Genomic DNA, 20,732 nt, shown 5'->3' with positions numbered 1-20,732 from the left:
GGCTCACTTTGTTGTGTAGATTGGTCTGGCTCGTGCTTGAATCCGATGCCATACGTCGGCCGAAATCGAGAGAAAGCGATGACCTGCGTGCATAGTTTTGCCCCGATCGCCGCCGCCGATGCGACGCACCTGATCCTCGGATCCATGCCCGGTGTCGCGTCGCTGCGCGCGCAGCAATACTATGCGCACCCGCGCAACGCCTTCTGGAAGATTATTGAAACGCTGCTGCAGCTGGACACCGGACTCGACTACGGGCAACGCTGTAGGGCGCTGATCGAGCATCGCATCGCCCTGTGGGATGTATTAAAAACCTGCACCCGCTCGGGCAGCCTCGACTCGGCTATTGAGGAGGCGTCAATAGTGCCGAACGACTTCACCACCTTCCTCCGGCAGCACCCGCTGATTACACGGCTCTACTTCAACGGTGCCAAGGCTGAGCAGATGTATCGGCGTTATGTGCTGCCGGATCTGCCGTCACCGTTGTGTAACATTCCAACCGAGCGATTGCCGTCTACCAGCCCCGCCCATGCATCGCTGACCTTCGCCGCGAAGCTGGCCCGCTGGCGCGCGATTATCGAATAACCTGCGATTACCAGAATGGTCTGCTCCGGCAGGATAGTGATTCTTCGCCCGGCACCGTCTGCACTCGGCGCGGCGAGCGCTAGCGGGAAAACAGGCGGAGACTTTTTATTACCGGTTGCTGTCTTGTCAGCCGCGCAGCGGGGCGGTGTGCATAGGGAAAATCCACTACGCTGTAAATCGAACCGTGCTACTGAACTCGATTTTGGCGGAGAAACATCAGCGATGTTGGATCATATTGGCGTTCATGTTCACAGTTACGAGCGCAGCAAGGAGTTTTACCGGCTGGCGCTGGCGCCGCTGGGTTACGAGCTGATCCTCGAATACGCCGACTGGGCCGGCTTCGGCTGGGCCGACAAGCCGGACCTGTGGATCAAGGGCGGCAAGAGTACCGCGCCGAATATCCATATCGCGTTTCGGGCAGAAGACCGGCAAACCGTACGCGACTTTTACCGCATCGCACTCGAGGCCGGTGGCAAGGACAACGGTGGGCCGGGTGTACGCGAACAGTATCATGCCGATTACTACGCGGCCTATGTACTGGATCCGGACGGGCACAATATCGAAGTGGTCTGCCATATCCCGGGGGACCTGGAAGACTAATACGCAGGCAAACGTTTGACCGACGAGTGCCACCTATCAAGGTAGAACCTCATGGACGCTGCAACTCGCAACCGCTATCTGAAAGTTTTCCTGGTCGTCTTCGGGCTGATATTTGTCGTCGGTATCTTTCCGATGATGATGTGGATCTTCCCGTCCGGCTGGGGCTGGACACCGCGACAGCCGGAATACGAACAGATGATCATGGGTATCTACGCGACCCTGGGTGTATTCCTGATTCTCGCCGCCCGGGATCCCGCCGCCAACGCCAGCCTGATCTGGTTCACGATCTGGTCGAGCATCGTACACGGCGGCATTATGCTGGTGCAGGCGCTGGTGGACCCGACAGAGCGGAGCAACTTGCTCGGCGATGTACCGGCGCTGTTTCTGGTGGCGGCGGTGCTCTGGTATCTGATGCCGAAGAAGCGGCCGGGATAATTCTTTCGTGCACCCGTCGTCACGCGCTTGACCGGAGTTTTACTGGGTCTGCGGCAGGTAGCGATCGCGTATCACGCCGCGTAACTCCTGCCACGGAATCGTCAGCTGCACCGGGCCCATTGCATAGGGGCCCAGCGCATAGACGCCGTAGCGCAATACGAGGCCGTCGTCGTTAAAACGAAAATCCTCGCTGCGCTGGAACGGCCAGGTATCGCCATACTCCGCATCAGTACCGCTCTGCTGATCGAGCCAGCGTTGGTACGCCGCCTCGGCCAGTTCCCAGAATTTTGCCTGTTGGCCCGCGGCGATAACCTGTTGCAGCGACAGGCGCTCGCCCGTGGACAGATCCCAGTTGAGCCATTCCACCGATGGTATGCCGTGGGCGCCGCCGCTATAGCGGTAGGTCTTGATTTCGACCGTGAGCAGGTCGTCCCGGCGCGCTACGCGTTCGGCGGTACCACTGAGTTGCCAGCGCGCACTGCTGATCCGCTCTACCTCCGCCGCTTCTGCGAGAAACTGGTCGGCGATCTCATCCAGGCTGTCGGTTGTTTCCTGAACCTGCTCATTACCCTGTAACTGGGCCAATAGCTGCTCGCGGATGATCTTGTTCAGGGCGGGCTGCTGCTCGAAGACCTCGCGGGTTACGGATACGGAAGAGCAGTCGTCGCGATCAGGGCAATTACTGCCGAATCGCTCGAATGTCTCGCGCTCCGATTTCAGCGCGCCGGATGCAGGGGCCCTGGCAGCGGTTTCGACCCGCGCAGGCCGTTCGCGCTCGCATCCATGCAGTATCGTTAGCGCGGCAAGCACGGCGATAAATCCTGCGGTAATTCTGTTCGACATTGTGGCTCCCTGTCAGCGATAAACCGGCGCAGCGCGGCCGGGACTTCGTGGATGATCGCGAGAATGCGCTACCGCGGCACATAGGACAAGCGGGGCGCAGGAAGTGGATAAAGTGCCGGATCACTTTGACTAGCAATAATACTGCTTCTCACCGGAGGTGACTGTTGCAGCAATATATTTGCAGTCGGCGACAGCGGCCCCGGTATATTGGCCGGGTTGAGTAGTGCTTGCCGTCCGTGCAAGCGCCTGCGAGTGCGACTTCGACTGCAGCGCCATCTTCTCTGTTTGTCCCCGGCGGCGGGGGCGCGGTAGCATAGCCGGCCAATAAGCGCCGGAATGCCCCATGTCCCAGAGTCACCACCCCTATGAAGCCCTCACGCCGGATACGGTTATCGACTGTGTCGAAAGCGCGGGCCTGATTTCCGATGCGCGTATTTTTCCGCTGAACAGCTACGAAAACCGCGTCTACCAGGTGGGCATCGAGGATGCTGAACCGCTGATCGCGAAGTTCTATCGCCCCGGTCGCTGGACCGATGCGCAGATACTGGAGGAGCACCAGTTCACCCTCGAACTCGCGGCGGCCGAAATCCCGGTGGTCGCACCGCTGCAATTCGACGGGCGCACGCTAATGGAGGCGCAGGGATTCCGCTTCGCGCTATTTCCGCGCCGCGGTGGCCGCCAGGTGGAGCTGGACAACTTCGATCACCTGGAGCAGGTGGGCACCATGCTCGGGCGCATCCACGCCATTGGCGGCGCCAAGCCATTCGAGTTCCGGCCGGCGCTGACACTGCAGCACTTTGCGATCGACAGCCGCGAATTTATCCTCGCCGGCGACTTCCTGCCGCGGGAAAACCGCGATGCCTACGCATCGGTGACCGCGCATATCATCGAGCAGATAGCGCCGCTGTTTGAGCGCGACTGGCAGACGCTGCGCCTGCACGGTGACTGCCACAGTGGCAACTTCCTGTGGCGCGACGATACCCCCTGGTTCGTGGATCTGGACGACTGCCTGACCGGGCCGGCGATCCAGGATATCTGGATGCTGATTTCCGGTAACCGCGCCGAGCAGACCGCCTACCTGGACGCGGTGATCGAGGGCTACGAGACCTTTGCCAGTTTCGATCCCCAGCAGCTGCAGCTGATCGAGCCGCTGCGCTGTCTGCGCCAGATGCATCACGCCGCCTGGCTGGCGCGGCGCTGGCAGGACCCGGCTTTCCCGCTGGCATTTCCCTGGTTCAATACGCCGCGCTACTGGGCCGAGCATATACTGGCTTTGCGCGAGCAGCAGTCGGCACTGCAGGAGCCGCCGCTGACCCTCGGAGCGGTGTAAGACGAGCGAAAGAGCGACGGCACGCAAAGTTTCGGCCGGTATCAGGCAAGGCGCTGACGCGGGTGGCCATCCGGCAGATAGTTACCGATGAGGTTTTCTGCCGGATGGCCACCCGCGGCAGGGCCGATAAGACGCCCTGCAGCTGGCGGCGCCCGAAATAGGAGGAGTGACAAAATGGAAGCAACACAAACGGAGCAAAGTGCGGCGACGCTCTGGCAGCAGATTCGCACCGATGTGGCACAGCAGGTGGAACGCGAGCCGATACTGGCGAGCTTTCTGCACGCGACTATCCTCAATCACAATTCGCTGGAATCCGCGCTCAGTTTTCATCTGGCCAACAAACTCGACAACGCGGTGGCGCCTGCACTGCTGATCCGCGAAGTGATCGACGAGGCGCTGGAGAGCGATCCGGCGATAGGTCACGCGGCGCGCGCGGACCTGAGCGCGGTCTACCAGCGGGATTCCGCCTGCAATTCCCTCTACGAACCCTTCCTCTATTTCAAGGGCTTTCACGCGTTGCAGGCCTACCGCGTCGCCCACTGGCTGTGGCGGCAGCAGCGCCGCTCGCTGGCGCTGTTCCTGCAACACCGGATTTCTGTGGTCTTCGCCGTGGATATTCACCCGGCCGCGACATTGGGCGAGGGCATTTTGCTGGACCACGCCACCGGTATCGTGATCGGCGAGACCGCGGTAGTGGAGGACAATGTGTCGATCATGCAGTCGGTGACGCTCGGCGGTACCGGCAAGGAGAGTGGCGACCGCCACCCGAAAGTGCGCCGCGGGGTGCTGATCGGCGCCGGCAGCAAGGTCTTGGGCAATATCGAAATTGGCGAGTGCGCGCAGATCGCATCCGGCAGCGTCGTGCTGAAATCGGTGCCGCCGCACAAGCTGGTGGCCGGGGTGCCGGCGCGGGTGATCTGCCGGGCCAGCTGCGCCGAACCGGCGCTGTCGATGGACCACTGCGCCCTGTCACAGGTCGACAAACAGCTGCCCTGAGCCGGGCTCTGTCGACGATCCAGTGCAGCACAGGGTGTCACGTCGCCACCCGGCGCGGAATTCGCGTCGCGTCATGCGGGCAAAAGGATAAACGGAGCTATCCTTGAAGGCATGAAATACAGTCTCAGCGCCAAAAACCTCGTCAACCGGAATCTGGAGTCCCGCGCCAGTTACTGTGCCGGTCTGTTAAACCCCGATCCCACGAAAGAAATAACCGGCGTTGTGCGCAGCGACAGCGGCCTGCTGTCGCGCACTTTGAATCAGGCGGTGACGAATGCGGTGATGCCGACGCGCATATTGCAGCGCTTCGTCGTCGACTACTTTGCCGAGCGCCACAGCCCGTTCACGCTGTGGCACTGCGCAAGCAAATCCCTCGATGACGCGGAACTGGCCGAGCTTGGCTTGAAGCGCAGGGAGTCGCTGGTGGCCATGGCGGTGGAGGTCCAGCGCCTGGCCGCGGACGAGGAGCTGCCGGAGTCGTTGCGTGGCAAGCTGGAGTTTGCTCCCGTCTCCACCGAGGAGCTGGTGATTTACGGTGAGATCCAGGCTTCCGTCTACAACGGTGAGCGCGAAGGATCGCAGATCAAGAAATTCTACCAGCGGCTGCAGGACATTCCGGAACAGAAGCGCAGCCGGCTGAAACTGTTCCTCGGCAAGCTGGAGGGGCAGGCGGTGGCAGCCGGTTGCCTGTTCGCCTCTGCGGACGCCCTCGGCTTCTACGACATGGTCACGCTGGAGGACTATCGCGGCCGCGGCATCGGTCGCGCGCTTTTCTACCACCTGGTGGGCCAGGCCCTGAACAGCCACCACAAACACGCGGTGGCACTGGCGCCAGCCAATCGACAGGAGCTGCTGCTGGAAGCCGGTTTCTTCGCCGTCGGCGAAGTGGCTCAGTACTGTTTCGATCCCTGAGCGGGCACTGGCAATCAGGCGCGCTCGATCGGGAAGGCAATCACCTCGTCGATGGATGTATAGCCGCCCACCAGCATCAACAGCCGATCGATCCCCAGCGCCACACCCGCGCACTCGGGCATGCCCGCTTCCAGCGCGGCGACGAGTCTTTCCTCGAACGGATAGACGTGTAGTTTGTGTATGCCGCGGTAGCGGTGGTCCGCCTGGAAGCGGCGCAGCTGTTCATCGGCGTCGGTCAGTTCCCAGTAGCCGTTGGCAAGCTCCAGGCCGCCCACGTAGGCCTCGAAGCGGCGTGCCACCGGCGTGCCGCTGTCGTCCGGTAGCACCTTTGCCAGTGCGGCCTGACTCGCCGGGAAGTCGTACAGCAGGGTAATGCCTTCGCCCATCGCGGGCTCCAGGCGATGACTCATCAGCAGATCCAGGCACTCGTCGCGATTCGCCGGCACAAACGAGAGCTCCACCTCGCGCGCCGCACAGTCGTGCAGTTGCTGTTCGGAAGCAGTGTGCGGGTCCAGCTGCAGTTCGCGCAGGAACAGCTCGCGGTAGCTCAGCGACTGCACCCGGGCAGTATTCAGCACCCGGCTCAGCAGTTCGCCGACCTCTGTCATCAGGCGGCGATCGTCCCAGCCACAGCGGTACCATTCCAGCATGGTGAATTCGGGATTGTGGCGACCGCCGGCTTCACCCTCGCGAAACGCCTTTCCCAGGTAGTAACAATCGCCGATACCGGCGGCGAGCAGGCGCTTGAGACCGAATTCCGGGCTGGTGGCGAGGTAGGCGGTATCGCCGTTGCACAGCGCGGTGATGGAGTCGATATGCGGATCACTGGTTGCGCGGCGGGAGAGCACCGGCACTTCGACTTCGAGCACATCGCGCTCGGCAAAGAAGCGGCGAATGTCCGCCAGCAAGGCTCCACGGCGGTGCAGGGCCTCCACGGAGGCGGAGGGCCGCCAGCAATTCTCAGTCATTGGTAGGGGGACCTTGGTCGGAGCGGCCCGCTGTTAGCGGGCGCTCCTGCGGGAGACGAGAGGAGAAGATCAGTCTTCCTTGGCACGGCCCAGGTATTCGCCGGTGCGGGTATCGACCTTGATGGTCTCGCCGATTTCCAGGAACAGGGGTACCTTGACCACGGCACCGGTGGACAGTGTGGCCGGCTTGGTGCCGCCCTGGGCGGTATCACCGCGCAGGCCCGGATCGGTGTCGGTGATTTCCAGGATTACATGGTTCGGCGGGGTAACTGCCAGCGGCGAGCCGTTGTACAGGGTTACCGTGCAGACATCCTGCTCCTTCAGCCACTTGGCGGCGTCGCCGACGGCATCGGCACTGGCCTGGTGCTGTTCGAAGGTCTCCGGCTCCATGAAGTGGTAGAACTCACCGTCGTTGTACAGGTACTCCATTTCGCGGTCCATGACATCCGCGGCCTCGAGGCTCTCGCCGGAGCGGAAGGTGCGCTCCCAGACGCGGCCGGTCTTCAGGTTGCGCAGTTTGACGCGGTTGAACGCCTGGCCCTTGCCGGGTTTGACGAATTCATTTTCCACGATGGAGCAGGGGTCGCCGTCGAGCATTACCTTCAGGCCGCCCTTGAATTCGTTGGTGGAGTAACTAGCCATGGATTCCTCTAAATCAATACAAGCTTTTAATTTCTGTGGATGTGCTTAAAATTTGCGCGCTCGAATCAGCCTCATCCCACAGCGTAACTTGCCGCCTATGATACAGCACGCCTCCGCCACCAGTGAAATAGTCGCTCGCGATAGCGCCGCGGAAGGTGCCGGCTGCCGCTGGCAGGACGAGATGGCGGACCTGGTCACCGACCCGGCGGAGCTGATCGAGTTGCTGGGGCTGGACCCGCATCAGCTGCCGGACGCACTGCGGGCCAGCGGCGATTTTGCCCTGCGCGTGCCGCGCCCCTTCCTCAAGCGTATACGCCCCGGCGACCCGCAGGACCCGTTGCTGCTGCAGGTGTTGCCGGGCGCGCCGGAATTGCGCCCGAGTCCCGGCTTCAGCGCCGATCCCCTGGAGGAGGCGGCGGCCAACCCGGTGCCGGGGGTGGTGCACAAATACCGCGGTCGCCTGTTGCTGATCGCCGCCGGCCAGTGTGCGGTCAATTGCCGTTACTGTTTCCGCCGCCAGTTTCCGTACGGCGATAATCACCTGAACCGCAGCCAGTGGCGGGCGGCACTGGAGTACATTCGCGCGCGGTCCGAGCTTCGCGAGGTCATTCTGAGCGGTGGCGATCCGCTGGTACTGAACGATCGCCAGCTCGGCTGGCTGGCGGAGCAATTGGCAGAGATTCCGCAACTGGACAAGCTGCGCGTGCACAGCCGCCTGCCGATCGTCGCGCCGAGTCGCATTACCGACGAGCTGCTCGCCTGGCTGACCGGCTCGCGTCTGCGGCCGGTACTGGTACTGCACTGCAACCACGCCAACGAAATCGATGGCGAGGTGCGCGCGGCCCTGGCCAGACTGCGCGCTGCCGGTGTGACGCTGCTGAATCAGGCGGTGCTGCTGAGGGGGGTGAATGACCGTGTCGAGGCGCTGGAGGATCTCAGTGAGGCGCTGTTTGCTGCCGGCGTGCTGCCGTATTACCTGCACCAGCTGGACCGTGTGCAGGGCGCCGCCCATTTCGATGTGGACGACGATCGCGCGCTCGCGCTGGTTGAGCAGTTGCGCCGGCGCCTGCCGGGTTATCTGGTACCAAAGCTGGTGCGAGAAATTCCCGGAATGTCATCAAAGTCACCCATTGGTAGCTAAAAGTAGCTATAGGCGTCGATCTTTTAGATGACACAGGTCGCAATTTCGGCGCCAAAATCAACCCGCTGAACTTGTTCACGTAAAAGCCCGCTTCATATACTGCTTGCAAACCGAGGGATGGTTCATCGCAATGCAGGACGCTGTTCAAGAAGTGGCTGCCGCCACGGCCGCCGAGGCCCAACAAAAACTCTTCGCCATACTCCAGTTGCCGGCCCAATCGCTGCCGGAACTCAGCTGTGGTTGCGCCACTGAGCGGCAACTGTTCAGCTGGCTGGAGCAATACGATCTGCAACCCTACCAGCCCGCCGACCAGCTGCGCCTGGCCGGACTGTTGTCCACCCTGATTGACGAGGTCGCGGTGTGGCAGGCTCCCGCCAGCAAGCGCCTGGGCATGCTCGATCTGCTGCGCGAGTACACGGTGGCCTGTGTCGAAGCCATGGCAATTCAGCGCGCGGTGATGGCCAACGCGCAGACCGCGCAACTGCGCAAGACCATACTCGCCGCGGTGCGGCTGTTGCAGCAGCTGGGTAAAGGATTTGCCGGTGTGGTGCGGCAGCTCGACGGAGAGAGTGGCCTGGCGCTGTTGCTGCGCGACAGGCGCGCGCGCAGCCTGCAGCGCGCCGTAGACAGCTATGCCCGAGTGATTCAGGTCGTCTCGCTGTTCGGGCTCGGCACTCCACAGCACTGCTGGCGCAATATGCAGATATTGTTACGGCTGGCCCAGTTGCAGAAACTGGACGGCAAAACGGTCGGCGATACACTGAATCCGCGCAGCAAGAGCTGCACAGCCGGTACCTACCTGCAAGCGGCATTGTTTGCCAGTGCCAACCCGACTCAGCTGAACAGCCGCGAACAGGAGCAGCTGTGGGGGCTGACCCGTGACTGGAGCCGCGAGGCCCAGATCGTGTTCGCCTACACTGAACGCGACAACGGGCTGTTGGCATCGCTGGCGCTCGACCAGCCGCCGATCCCCGCAAACCGGCTCGGCTCCTGCAAGGTGGATCTGCGGCATTTTACCGCACCGCAGGGTTGGAAGGTGGATCTCACCAACCTGTTGGGGGTGTTGGAACGGCAGATGAAACGGCGTTACGATCCGCTGCTGGAAAGGTTGCGGCATGGCTGGGCCTCCAAAACCGGGCGCAGCGAGCGCCGCACCCCCCTGCAGCAGACCTGTGAGTTTGTTATTGGTATCGGCGCCATTTGCCATCACCTGGGTGCGGACGGGGCCGGCCACGGCACAACCAGGCAGGAATTTTTCCAGTCGTCCGAACAGAACAGGGATCTCCTGCGCCTGGATGTGGAGTCGGTGGATTATCGTACCGGGGGCGCGGTCGGTGAGTACGATGTGGTGCTGCCCACTGCCCCGAGTCTGCGCCGGGAGGCGCGGGCGCGCGCCGGTGGTGGCGCCGAACGGATTGCCGAGCGTTACCGCCCCCAGGTGGCCAATGTGCTGAACTGCAGTGGCCGCGGCATCGGGCTCAGCCTGCCGCCTTCCAGTAGCGACAAGCTGCGCATTGGCGAGTTGGTGGGTATTCGTCTGCAGGAAAAGTGGCAGGTGGCCGTTGTCCGCTGGCAGCACACACTGCCGGACCACAGCCGTGCCGGTGTGGAGGTACTGGCCGCCGAGTCGATGCCGGTGCAGGTGCAGCGTCATACCGCCGCCGGGCACTTGTCCGCCCCGATTGCCGGGTTGCTGGTCAAGTCGGCAGCGGAGGACAAGCCGGCGCTGATATTGCCGGTGCCGCTGTTCAAGTCGCACGACAGCGTGGAATTGCTGGCGCAATCCGATCCCCAGCCGGTCACACTCCAGCGGCAGACACTTGCCACCGGAAGTTTCGCGCGCTTCGAATTTGTGTGACCTGGGTCGCGCGCTCGCTCCCTGAGCGCCCTTGTATGCGACCGCCGCCGCCGCCTAAACTAACGAGTTAGCGGCAGCGGTACGCCGCATATAAGTAAAAGAGCAAATAATGAGCAGCAACGACACCATCCGACTTCTCCTGATCCACGATACCCCTTCCGAGGCCCAGCGCCTGGTGAGCATGCTGCACAACGCCGGCCGCCCGAACCGGGCGCAACATGTTGCCAGTGAGGCGGCGCTGACCAAGTTGCTGCAGGATAAAACATGGGACCTGCTGATCGCGGCGGAGGGCAGCAAGCTGGTGCCACCGGCCGCGGCGCTGCGCACCATCAGCAAATTGCAGAAAGATGTGCCGGTAATTCTGTTGAGCGAACGCAGCGGCTGTCAGCCTGTAGTCGAGGGGCTGAAGCTGGGCGCACGGGACGTGGTCACCGTCGATGAGGATCAGCACCTACTGCTGGTGATACAGCGCGAAATGACCGCGCTCGCCGACCGGCGCCAGTCGCGCCAGCACGACCGTCGCTACCACGCCACGCTGCAGCGCGCCAAGGAGCTGCTGGATAGCTCCAAAGATGCCATCGCCTACGTATCTGACGGTCTGTTGGTCTACGCCAATGATTCTTTCGCCGAGCGCTTCGGTTACAGCAGTGGCGAGGATGTCGAATATCAGCCGTTGATCGACATGCTGACCGAAGGCGAGCAGGAGGATGCGAGGGAGTTCCTGAAACAGTGTGCCTTCGACAACAATGAAGTCGAGGCGCAAGAGTGGAAGTTCACCGCCAAGACCGCCTCCGGAAGCCCGCTGCCCACCCGCGCCGAGGTGTTGTCCACCGTCTACGACGAGGAGCGCTGCCTGCAGGTGCGCATCGCCGCCCGCGGTGGCGACACCGAGCAGCTGGAAGCGCAGCTCAGCGATATCAAAAACCGCGATCCACTTACCGGTCTCTATAACCGCCAGCACTTTCTGCAGCTGCTCGGCTCTGCGATTCAGGCCGCTGCAGGTTCCCAGCGCACCGGCGGCCTGATGTTTATCGAGATCGATCGCTTCGAAGACACCGTGCAGAAAGTCGTCGGGGTGGCCGGAGCCGACGCCTTGCAGAAGAAAATGGCGGAGCTGCTGCAGTCCAGCCTGCGCCGCGGCGACATAGTGGCGCGCTACGGCGACGAGAGTTTCTGCCTGCTGATCCCGGATACCACGCCGGATAGCGCCGAGCACCGCGCGAAAGAAATCCTGCGGAAAGTTTCCGATACCATCTTCGACGCCGCCGGCAAGACGCTGCAGATCACCGCGTCGGTGGGTATTTCGCTACTGAGTGAGGCTTCCGGCAATGCGCAGAAGGTGCTGGACCAGGCACTGGAGGCGCACGACCAGGCATTGCAGAAGAGCCAGAAAGGCAGTGCCGTGGCGCTCTACGAGCCGGACAGCAGCAAGCAGGGCGATGCCGATACCTATCACCGCGCGCGGGTGATCCAGGCGCTGGAAGCGGGCAAGCTGAAACTGCTCTACCAGCCGGTGCTGAGTCTGCAGGGTACCGGTGAACAGATGTACGAAGTGCTGGTGCGCATGAAAGACGGTAAGGAAGAGCTGGCGCCGCTGGCATTCCTGGAAGCGCTGGGCGATGCCGGGCTCGCCACCAAAATGGACCGCTGGGTGACTCTGACGGCGATCAAGGCCGCGGCGGCCGAGCGGGCCGCCGGCAAGGATGTATCCCTGCTGCTGCATATCACCGCCGCGTCGCTGACCGACAGCGGCCTGCCGGCGTGGCTGGGGGTGGCCTTCAAGGCGGCCAAGGTACCGCCGAAGGCGGTGGTGTTCCAGCTGCGCCAGGAGGATATCACCAGCAATCTGCACGCCGCCCGCGACTTCACCAAGCAGGTGCAGGAACTGGGCTGTCGCGTGGCCGTGTGCCACTTCGGCACCGGACTGAATCCGTTCAAGGCGCTGGAGCACGTAAAGGTGGATATTGCCAAGGTGGATCCGTCTTTCGTGCGCGAGGTGCAGGACGAGGGCGAGAGCAGCGAGACCCTGGCCAACCTGGTCAAGCAATTGGGCCAAGCCAGCACCAGGGTAATCGTGCCACACATCGAACAGGCCAGCATGTTGCCGACCCTGTGGCAGACGGGCACCGACTATATCCAGGGCTACTATGTACAGGCTCCGGCGGAAGAGATGAGCTTCGATTTCAGTCTCGACTAGATCCGTTTGCCGGACAGGGATGTCCGCGTTAATTTCCCGCCCATCCGTTTCCCATCCCGCGGTATTTCACCGCTTGCGCGCTATCCGAGTGCGCCAAATCGTGCGGTCGATGCCCGCGCCGCAGTCGGCTGCTATTGGCAGAGTCATTCATCATTGTGCGATGCTCCTGTATCCTGTGCCGCGAATTAATAAGCAGAATACTTTTGGAGCCATCCCATGTTGCCCCGCTTACTCTGTACCAGTCTTTTTGTCGGCGCCCTCGCCCTGGCCGGCGGTTGCTCAAAATCTGAACCGACTTCCGCGCCGCAGGCAAAGAGCGAGACGGCCGTCGCGCCGCAAGCCGCTGACACTGCGCAGCAAGCTGCCGCAGACAAGACACCGCAATCCGGTGTCGATTACCACTCTTTCGCCAATACCGATGATTACCGGGTGCAGCATCTCGACCTGGACCTGACCGTCGACTTCTCGCGCAAGATACTCGAGGGCGAGGCCCAGTTGCAGGTCAAGCGCCTGAATGACAAGAACCCGCCGCTGATCCTCGATACCCGCGGGCTGGACATCGAAGCCGTACGCGCCGGTCACGGCGACAAGCTGGAACCGGTGAAATTCTCCATGGGCGAGAAGGACGATCACCTGGGTACGCCCCTGAAGATCAACCTGCCCAAGAACGCCACCCGCGTGGCGATCCAGTACCGCACCTCCCCGGACGCGTCCGGCGTACAGTGGCTGGAGCCGCAGCAGACCGCCGGCAAGGAGCACCCGTTCCTGTTCACCCAGGCGCAGGCAATTCACGCGCGCAGTTTCGTACCGCTGCAGGACTCGCCGAAAGTTCGCATCACTTACAACGCGACCATCCGCACGCCGAAAGAACTGCGCGCGGTGATGAGCGCGAACAACGATCCGCAGGCGGAAAAGGACGGCGTCTACGAGTTTGAGATGCCGCAGCCGATTCCGTCCTACCTGATCGCGCTGGCGGTCGGCGACCTGGAGTTCAAACCGATGGGCGAGCGCACCGGCGTCTATGCCGAGCCGTCACTGCTGGATGACGCGGCCGCCGAGTTTGCCGATACCGAGTCCATGCTCGAGGCCACCGAGGAAGTCTACGGCCCCTATCGCTGGGATCGCTACGACCTGCTGATCCTGCCGCCGAGCTTCCCGTTCGGCGGTATGGAAAACCCGCGCCTGAGCTTTATCACCCCGACCGTGATCGCCGGGGACAAGAGCCTGGTGGCGCTGATCGCCCACGAACTGGCGCATTCCTGGTCCGGTAACCTGGTGACCAATTCCAGCTGGCGCGACCTGTGGCTGAACGAGGGCTTCACCACCTACCTGACCAACCGCATCATGCAGAACGTCTACGGTGACGAGCGCTACAAAATGGAGATGGCGCTGGGCTACGACGATCTGCAGGCGACGCTGGAGGACAGGCCGGACAGCGATGAGATACTGGCGGTCAATACGCGCGGCCGCGATCCGGACGAGGTCTTTTCCGATATTCCCTACGAGAAGGGCTCGCTGTTCCTGTACGAACTGGAGCAGAAAGTCGGTCGCGAAAACTTTGACCAGTTCCTGTTGGATTACTTCAACCATTTCTCATTCCAGAGTATTAACACAGAAGATTTCGTGAAGTACCTGAATGAGACGCTGCTGAAGCAGTACCCGGACAAGCTGGATGCCGAGCGTATTCACGAGTGGATCTACGAGCCGGGCATTCCGGAGGGCGCGCCGCATCCGCAGTCCGATGCCTTTACGAAGCTGGATCCGGTGCGCCAGCAGTGGCTTGACGGCGAGATTGCGGCGAAGGATATCGACACCAGTAACTGGACTTTCCACCAGTGGAAATATTTCCTCGACGGCATGCCGGAAAAACTGAGCGACGAGCAGCTGAAGGAGCTGGACAGCGCATTCGGCCTGACCGAGTCGACGAACAACGAGATCGCGTTCAGCTGGTTGATGATCGCGGTGCGCAACCAGTATCAGCCCGCCTACCCGCGTCTGGAGGAGTTCCTGACCAGTATCGGTCGCAACAAGTTCCTGCGCCCGCTGTACCGTAATCTGGTCGAAACCGGGCAGAAGGATCTGGCTGTGCGCATCTTTGAAGAAGCCAAACCGGGTTACCACCCGCTGTCAGTGAAAGTGAATAGCTGGGTGATTTACGGCGAAGACAAAGGCTGATCTTCGCGTCTTCTCCACACAATGCCTTCACTTCGCCGCGGTGCGGGGTGAAGGCATTTTTTTGCGAGAAATCTTCAGGCGTCAGAATCCCCACGGATAGGTATCCGGTGGTGTCGCGGCCCGCGACGCCTCGATATGCAGGGGATGCAGCGCGCGGGTTTCCTCCAGATGGATGAACGCATCGTAGCGCCGTGCCAGTTCGGTCGGCACATAGTTGCCCCGTTCCCATTCCGGGTCGTAGACCACGCCGACGGCGCGATGTCCGCGCGCCTGAAGCAGGTCGGGATCCGGCCGCTCTGCATCCAGCAGTAAAATCCCGTCCTTGCCACGGGCGCGGTGAATGGCGCCTTCCCAGCTGTCGTCCGGGGCCGCCGGCAGCGGCAACTTCTGCATCGCCGCGCCCCAGCGGTGGCCGGCAATGACGCTGCCGCGATGGCTGCCGAAGCCCACCAGTCGCACCCGCTCGGCACTCCACTGCTCCCGCGCCAGCTGGCCGATGTTATGCATTCCATCCGCCAGCATATCGGTGGCGCGGGCGTCGCCGATATGGGTATTGTGCGCCCAGACGATGGCCTTGGCGCCGGCGCCGTGGTGCTGCATCAGGCGGTCCAGTGTCTCCATCATATGGGTGTCGCGCAGGTTCCAGGAGCCGGCGCCGCCCATCATCATCGTGCGGTAATAGCGCTCGGCACTGACCATCACATGGGCGTTCTGCTCGGCATCGAAGTCGCCCTCGGGGTCGGCATCGAAGTGGGGGTGAGTATGCGCCAGCCGCAGCAGCAGACGGGTTACTTCGTCGGCACAATCGTGATGGGACACGGCGGTATGCCGGGCGTAGCGCTGTTCGTCGCGGCCATAGGGCTGGAAGCAGTTGACTACCCGCTCGGCCACTGGCATCGACTGCGGGTCGTTGTGTTGCAGGTGCCGCACGATCGCGTCCAGCGATTCCCACAGGCTGTAGACGTCCAGACCGTAGAAGCCAACCGGCTGGCCGTCGGCGCGGGCATTGTGTTTGCGCAGCCACTCGGTGAAGGCAACCATCTCCCAGTTGGCCCACATCCAGGTCGGCCAGCGGTCAAAACCGCGCAGCACGCTCTCCGCATGGTCACCGGACTGCGGGTAGGCTTTGACGTAGCGGTTAACGCGATAGCAGTCGGGCCAGTCGCCCTCGACGGCGATAAAACTGAAACCGTGCTCTTCGATCAGCCGGCGGCTGATTGCCGCCCGCCAGACATAGAATTCGGAGGTGCCGTGGGAGGCCTCGCCGAGCATGACGATGCGGGCGTCAGCCAGTTGTTCGACCAGCGGGCTCAGGTCGTCCCGGCCGCGCAGGGGTTGGTGCAGGGCGCCTAGGGTTTCCTGCAGGGAGGTGTCGCTATTTGTGCTTGGGGCTGGCATTGAATCGGCGATCTTCCGCGGGTGCTCTCTGTGAGCATAGTTTTTCCGCCGCTGTCACGCGCCGCCAATTTACTGGCGGGATATTCAACCGCCGACTGTTCACCGCCGAACCCATTGCGTAATCTGCAGTCCGATAAAAACCGGTGCTAACGAAGGGAAATTCTCATGGCGAAACGGATATTCATGTTGCTGTTGCTGGCCCTGCTGACGGTCAGTTGCAGCGGCGGCATCAGTGTGTGCACCGACAACAACAAGTCCCGTCCGCTACCATTCCCCCACGCGATGGCGTGACCCGCCAGAGCCTGAGGCAGCGGGCCGCACATGGTGCGGAGAGTTACCGAGCAGGGGAGGGCCGTGCTGCTACCCCAGCTCTTCTATCTGCCGATCGTTGAGTCCAAACAGGTACAGCGCTGCATCCAGGCCGAAACGCTCAATCGACTGTGGCGCTTCCAGGCGCACCTTGGGTTTGGGGTGGATAGCGATCCCCAGGGCGCCGAGGTTCAGCATTGGAATATCGTTGGCGCCGTCGCCAACCGCGACCACCTGCCCGAGATCCAGTCCCATCTGATCCGCCATCTGCTGTAGCAGTGCCCGCTTGCGCATACCATCGACGATCGGTTCGATCACCCCGCCGGTCAGAGCGCCGTGTTCGAACTCGAGCTGGTTGGCGTGCACGAAGTCCACTGGCAGCTGCTCGCGCTGCAGGTAATCGGCAAAATAGGTGAAGCCGCCGGACAGAATCGCGGTCTTGCAACCGAGTGCACGCAGTGCACTGAGTAGTTCCTTAGCGCCTTCCTTTAGCGGCAACTGCGTGGCGATCTCCGCCAGTCGCTGTTCGGAGAAGCCCCGCAACAGCGCCATGCGCTTCTTGAAACTTTGGCGGAAATCCAGCTCGCCGCGCATGGCTGCCTCGGTGATCGCGGCCACCTGTTCGCCGATGCCGGTGATCTTCGCCAGTTCGTCGATGACCTCGGCATCGATCAGCGTCGAATCCATGTCGAAGCCGGCCAGTGCCGGCACCCGCTGGCTGCTGCCCGGTTGCAGCACCAGGTCCGCATCGATTTTTTCCGCCAGTTGCAGGCAGGCGTGTTTGGCGGCGGCAAACTCGAGCTCCGCGTCGAGCTGGAAGCGCAGTACCGTGCGATCGCGGCGCTGCGCCAGTGTGTCGACGGCGCGCACCGACCAATCGTGCGCGGCGAAAAACCTCAGCAGCTCCTGTAACTGCGCCAGGCGGGCGGCGGGAGCCAGCATGGTCACGCACCAGGGGGTGGTTACTGCGGCAGGCTCCCGCGCCGGCGGTGCCAGCTCGCAACTGGTGATGTCTTCGAAGGGCGCCGCGCCGTGATACTCGAGGCCCAGATGGGCGTAGTCACCGGAAAAATCCAGGTAGCGCAGGGGGCAGTCGAGCGGCGTCTGCGTGATCTGTGCCAGGGGCAGGTGGAATTCTTGAGAGGTCGGCTGGTCGCCCATGGCGCTGCTCCCTGCTGTTTGAGAAAGTTGGGGGCGCATTATAGCTCGTGGCGCATTCTTCGCTAAAATCACCTCCATTCCTACAACGACAACAATCCCAGCGGCTTCCTATGCTTGCCTCCATTTTTTCGAACTCCCGCAAACTGCCCGAACTGATCGCCGGGCTGCCACAGCGCACGCAGCAGCAATTGCTGGCAGCGGCCATCTGGCTGGTGCTGGGACTCTTCTGCGGTGCCGCCCTGGGCCATTACTACGGCCAGCAGAAGTCTGCGGCCGTAGCGCGCGACCGGGACTCGGCGGCGGCGGCGGCGGCTTTCCTCGCCAGCCAGAGCCTCGAGAGTATCGTCGCCGGTGACCGCATCAGTATGCAGCTGCTGACGCAACAGCTGCTGGAGCTGCCGGCGATCAGCGGTATCACCGTGCAGGATGTGGAGTCCAATACCCTCGCGCAGGTCGGCGACTCCGGGCGCGGCGAGAGCATCAGTGCACCGGTGGTGTTACACGACAGTATTGCCGGCAATGTCACCGTGCACCTGTTGCCGGGCAGTGGAGTGTCCTTTCCCTGGGCCAGCCTGCTGTTGAGTCTGGTGTTTGCGCTGCCGTTCAGTGCCGCCGCGGCGCTGGCGGCGGGCGCGAGTTCCTCTGCGCGTGCGGGTGCCGCTTCCCGCCGCAGCGTGCCGGTGGTGCAGGCGCGGCCGGCACCGCCGCCCCCGCCGGAGCCGGAAATTACCGTCGGCCTCTATATCCGGCCGCTGAACTGGGCGCAGCTGGGCAACCAGCTCAGCCGCAGCGCGCTGGAGAAACTGCAACTGGAGCTGGAGCAGCGGTTGCAGCTGCTGCGGCGGATCTACGATGCGCGCCCGCTCGAGCACGCCGGCCCACAGCAGGGACTCGGCTTCTGCGGCGGGGACGCGGCCTTCCGCGCTGTCTGCTGTGGGCTGCTGCTGCGCGAGTTGCACAGCGCCAGCCGCGCCACCGGGCTGCAGCTGGCGCTGGCAGTGGTGCCGGCGCGGCCACAGTCGTTCGATTTCTCCGGCGAGCAGCTGCTGGCCCAGTCCCGCGGTCTGTCGCTGCACGCCGAACTGCTCGACGACAAGTCTCTCGATGGACGCGTGGAGCACCACGGTGCCAGCTGGGGTGCCGAGGTGACCGGCCTGGTGCCGACTTATCAGAAACTGCTCGACAATCAGTTGCATCAGCTGCTGAACGCCTAAACTCCCCCCTGTAGCGCATTCTCTCACTCGGTGACCAGTCATCGGGTGAGGGTCAATTTTTGTCATAAAGCTTACGTTTACGTTAACGTAAACTCCTGCTAGTCTTTTGCGCGTTCAGAGGAAGTTGCCATGAAAGCCAAAGACAGCCCCGCAGAGCCCTCCAGCTACAGCATTTCCGAGCTGGCGCGGGAGTTTGATATCACGACCCGCGCCATCCGCTTCTACGAAGACAAGGGGCTGCTGTGCCCGGCGCGACGCGGCCAGACCCGCATCTACAGTCCGGAAGACCGGGTGCGGCTGAAATTGATACTGCGCGGCAAACGGCTGGGTTTCTCCCTCGACGAGAGCCGGGAAATCATCGACATGTACGACCCGGCGCACGGCAACGTGGAACAGCTGCAGCGGCTGCTGCTGCACATAGAACAGAAGCGCGCGCAGCTGCAGCAGCAGTTGCGCGATATCGAGAGCCTGATGGGCGAGCTGGACGACGCGGAGGCGCGTGCCCGCACCGCCCTGCAGCTGAACATCGACAGCTGACGGAATTGAGATACGAAGGCCCCGATACCCGCGGCCGCCCCGAACCCCGAATTGCGCCCACAAGGCGAAGAGTGAAAAAACAGTAACGGAGTCGCTATGAACACCTCCTACCCAACCCTGAATTTCGACCTCGGTGAAGAGATCGATATGCTGCGCGACATGGTCTACAAGTTCTGCCAGGCGGAACTGGCACCGCGCGCGGCGCAGATCGATGAGGACAACCTGTTCCCCGCCGATATGTGGAAAAAATTCGGCGAGCTGGGCCTGCTCGGCATGACCGTGGAAGAAGAGTACGGCGGTTCCAACATGGGCTACCTGGCCCACGCGGTGGCGATGGAGGAAATCTCCCGCGCCTCCGCGTCGGTCGGCCTGTCCTACGGGGCCCACTCGAACCTGTGTGTGAACCAGATTCGCAAGAACGGCACGCCCGAGCAGAAGGCCAAGTACCTGCCCAAGCTGTGTTCCGGTGAGCATGTCGGTGCGCTGGCGATGAGCGAACCCAACTCCGGTTCCGACGTGGTCAGCCTGCAGCTGCGCGCCGAGAAGAAGGGCGATCGCTTCATCCTGAACGGCAACAAGATGTGGATCACAAACGGCCCCGACGCCAATACCTATGTGATCTACGCGCGCACCGAGCCGGGCGTCAGCTCCGGTGGCATCACCGCATTTATCGTCGAGCGCGGCTTCAAGGGGTTTTCCCAGGCGCAGAAGCTCGACAAACTGGGTATGCGCGGCTCCAACACCTGCGAACTGGTGTTCGAGGATTGCGAGGTGCCGGAAGAAAACATTCTCGGCGAGCTGAACGGCGGCGTGCGCGTGCTGATGAGCGGCCTCGACTATGAGCGCACGATCCTGTCCGGTGGCCCGGTCGGCATCATGCAGGCGTGCCTGGACGTGGTGGTGCCCTACGTGCACGAGCGCAAACAGTTCGGCAAGGCCATTGGCGAATTCCAGCTGATGCAGGGCAAGCTCGCCGACATGTATGCGGACCTGAACGCGAGCCGCGCCTATCTCTACGCGGTGGCCAAGGCCTGCGATCGCGGCGAAGACTCGCGCAAGGACTCCGCTGCGGTGATCCTGTTTACCGCCGAGCGCGCCACGCAGATGGCGTTGCAGGCCATCCAGACCCTGGGCGGCAACGGCTACATCAACGAGTACCCCACCGGCCGCCTGCTGCGCGACGCCAAGTTGTACGAGATCGGTGCCGGTACCTCCGAGATCCGCCGCATGCTGATCGGCCGCGAGCTTTTCAGCGAGACTCGCTGAGGCACTTTGTCGATGGGGCCGCGGCGGTACTGCTACCAATACTGGTTCGCAGGGCGCCGTAAACCCATCCATGGGACTCTTCCGCGGCATCCCTGTCGCAGAAGGTCCCGCAAACCAAAACCGGTATCAGCACCTTCGCATTGACGTGCTGATCTCTAATCAACTTCG

The 20,732-nt window shown here is 62.5% G+C and carries 19 protein-coding genes; 14 read left to right on the top strand and 5 right to left on the bottom strand.

Annotated features, from left to right (window positions below; translation table 11 throughout):
• Positions 1-78: 78 nt before the first annotated feature.
• From BLW36_RS15240 to BLW36_RS15230, 3 genes are all read left to right on the top strand, one after another.
• A complete protein-coding gene (locus BLW36_RS15240; RefSeq protein ID WP_091390711.1) occupies positions 79-582 on the top strand; it encodes a DNA-deoxyinosine glycosylase in 504 nt (167 codons plus the stop codon).
• A gap of 222 nt (positions 583-804) precedes the next feature.
• Complete coding sequence (locus BLW36_RS15235; RefSeq protein WP_091390710.1) at positions 805-1,182, top strand: VOC family protein; 378 nt, start codon at positions 805-807, stop codon at positions 1,180-1,182.
• 51 nt (positions 1,183-1,233) lie between these two features.
• Complete coding sequence (locus BLW36_RS15230; RefSeq protein WP_091390708.1) at positions 1,234-1,617, top strand: DUF6632 domain-containing protein; 384 nt, start codon at positions 1,234-1,236, stop codon at positions 1,615-1,617.
• 39 nt (positions 1,618-1,656) lie between these two features.
• On the opposite strand, the gene BLW36_RS15225 is transcribed toward BLW36_RS15230, so the two are convergent.
• A complete protein-coding gene (locus BLW36_RS15225; protein ID WP_091390706.1) occupies positions 1,657-2,460 on the bottom strand; it encodes a DUF3298 and DUF4163 domain-containing protein in 804 nt (267 codons plus the stop codon).
• Positions 2,461-2,803: 343 nt separating this feature from the next.
• Between BLW36_RS15225 and BLW36_RS15220 the strand changes: the two genes are divergently transcribed.
• The 3 genes from BLW36_RS15220 (at position 2,804) to BLW36_RS15210 (ending at position 5,698) form a co-directional block, all read left to right on the top strand.
• The gene (locus tag BLW36_RS15220) at positions 2,804-3,790 is read left to right on the top strand and encodes a serine/threonine protein kinase (protein ID WP_091390705.1); all 987 of its coding nucleotides are present in this window, start codon (positions 2,804-2,806) and stop codon (positions 3,788-3,790) included.
• A gap of 174 nt (positions 3,791-3,964) precedes the next feature.
• The gene (cysE, locus tag BLW36_RS15215; RefSeq protein WP_091390703.1) at positions 3,965-4,786 is read left to right on the top strand and encodes a serine O-acetyltransferase; all 822 of its coding nucleotides are present in this window, start codon (positions 3,965-3,967) and stop codon (positions 4,784-4,786) included.
• A 111-nt stretch (positions 4,787-4,897) separates the two neighbouring features.
• Positions 4,898-5,698, top strand: a complete 801-nt coding sequence (locus tag BLW36_RS15210; RefSeq protein ID WP_091390701.1) for a GNAT family N-acetyltransferase — start codon at positions 4,898-4,900, stop codon at positions 5,696-5,698.
• A gap of 14 nt (positions 5,699-5,712) precedes the next feature.
• On the opposite strand, the gene epmA is transcribed toward BLW36_RS15210, so the two are convergent.
• Together epmA and efp are read right to left on the bottom strand one after the other, a co-directional pair.
• Positions 5,713-6,666, bottom strand: coding sequence for an EF-P lysine aminoacylase EpmA (gene epmA, locus BLW36_RS15205; RefSeq protein ID WP_091390699.1), 954 nt, complete (start codon positions 6,664-6,666; stop codon positions 5,713-5,715).
• 69 nt (positions 6,667-6,735) lie between these two features.
• On the bottom strand, positions 6,736-7,308 hold the full coding sequence (efp, locus tag BLW36_RS15200; protein ID WP_091390696.1) for an elongation factor P: 573 nt from the start codon (positions 7,306-7,308) through the stop codon (positions 6,736-6,738).
• Between the two features lie 97 nt (positions 7,309-7,405).
• Between efp and epmB the strand changes: the two genes are divergently transcribed.
• From epmB to BLW36_RS15180, 4 genes are all read left to right on the top strand, one after another.
• Positions 7,406-8,449 (top strand): EF-P beta-lysylation protein EpmB, encoded by a 1,044-nt coding sequence (gene epmB / locus BLW36_RS15195; protein WP_091390694.1) that lies wholly within the window; start codon positions 7,406-7,408, stop codon positions 8,447-8,449.
• A gap of 130 nt (positions 8,450-8,579) precedes the next feature.
• Positions 8,580-10,307: a hypothetical protein gene (locus BLW36_RS15190; protein ID WP_091390692.1), complete on the top strand. Its 1,728-nt coding sequence runs from the start codon at positions 8,580-8,582 to the stop codon at positions 10,305-10,307.
• 109 nt (positions 10,308-10,416) lie between these two features.
• Positions 10,417-12,504: an EAL domain-containing response regulator gene (locus tag BLW36_RS15185; protein ID WP_091390690.1), complete on the top strand. Its 2,088-nt coding sequence runs from the start codon at positions 10,417-10,419 to the stop codon at positions 12,502-12,504.
• A gap of 216 nt (positions 12,505-12,720) precedes the next feature.
• The gene (locus BLW36_RS15180) at positions 12,721-14,679 is read left to right on the top strand and encodes a M1 family metallopeptidase (RefSeq protein ID WP_091390688.1); all 1,959 of its coding nucleotides are present in this window, start codon (positions 12,721-12,723) and stop codon (positions 14,677-14,679) included.
• Between the two features lie 81 nt (positions 14,680-14,760).
• On the opposite strand, the gene BLW36_RS15175 is transcribed toward BLW36_RS15180, so the two are convergent.
• Positions 14,761-16,077 carry an erythromycin esterase family protein gene (locus tag BLW36_RS15175; RefSeq protein WP_091390686.1) on the bottom strand — a complete coding sequence of 439 codons (1,317 nt, stop codon included), beginning with the start codon at positions 16,075-16,077 and terminating at the stop codon, positions 14,761-14,763.
• Between the two features lie 165 nt (positions 16,078-16,242).
• On the opposite strand from BLW36_RS15175, the gene BLW36_RS17650 reads away from it, so the two are divergent.
• Positions 16,243-16,368 carry a hypothetical protein gene (locus BLW36_RS17650; protein WP_280140364.1) on the top strand — a complete coding sequence of 42 codons (126 nt, stop codon included), beginning with the start codon at positions 16,243-16,245 and terminating at the stop codon, positions 16,366-16,368.
• A gap of 69 nt (positions 16,369-16,437) precedes the next feature.
• Here BLW36_RS17650 and serB read toward each other — a convergent pair whose 3' ends face one another.
• Positions 16,438-17,547: a phosphoserine phosphatase SerB gene (serB, locus tag BLW36_RS15170; RefSeq protein WP_091390684.1), complete on the bottom strand. Its 1,110-nt coding sequence runs from the start codon at positions 17,545-17,547 to the stop codon at positions 16,438-16,440.
• Between the two features lie 110 nt (positions 17,548-17,657).
• Between serB and BLW36_RS15165 the strand changes: the two genes are divergently transcribed.
• From BLW36_RS15165 to BLW36_RS15155, 3 genes are all read left to right on the top strand, one after another.
• On the top strand, positions 17,658-18,761 hold the full coding sequence (locus tag BLW36_RS15165; RefSeq protein WP_091390681.1) for a hypothetical protein: 1,104 nt from the start codon (positions 17,658-17,660) through the stop codon (positions 18,759-18,761).
• A gap of 129 nt (positions 18,762-18,890) precedes the next feature.
• The gene (locus tag BLW36_RS15160) at positions 18,891-19,298 is read left to right on the top strand and encodes a MerR family transcriptional regulator (protein WP_091390678.1); all 408 of its coding nucleotides are present in this window, start codon (positions 18,891-18,893) and stop codon (positions 19,296-19,298) included.
• A 96-nt stretch (positions 19,299-19,394) separates the two neighbouring features.
• Positions 19,395-20,564: an isovaleryl-CoA dehydrogenase gene (locus BLW36_RS15155; RefSeq protein ID WP_091390675.1), complete on the top strand. Its 1,170-nt coding sequence runs from the start codon at positions 19,395-19,397 to the stop codon at positions 20,562-20,564.
• Positions 20,565-20,732: the final 168 nt, after the last annotated feature.

Source organism: Microbulbifer marinus, from assembly GCF_900107725.1.
Taxonomy (GTDB): Bacteria; Pseudomonadota; Gammaproteobacteria; order Pseudomonadales; family Cellvibrionaceae; genus Microbulbifer; species Microbulbifer marinus.
This window is presented reverse-complemented; position numbering and strand designations above follow the sequence as displayed.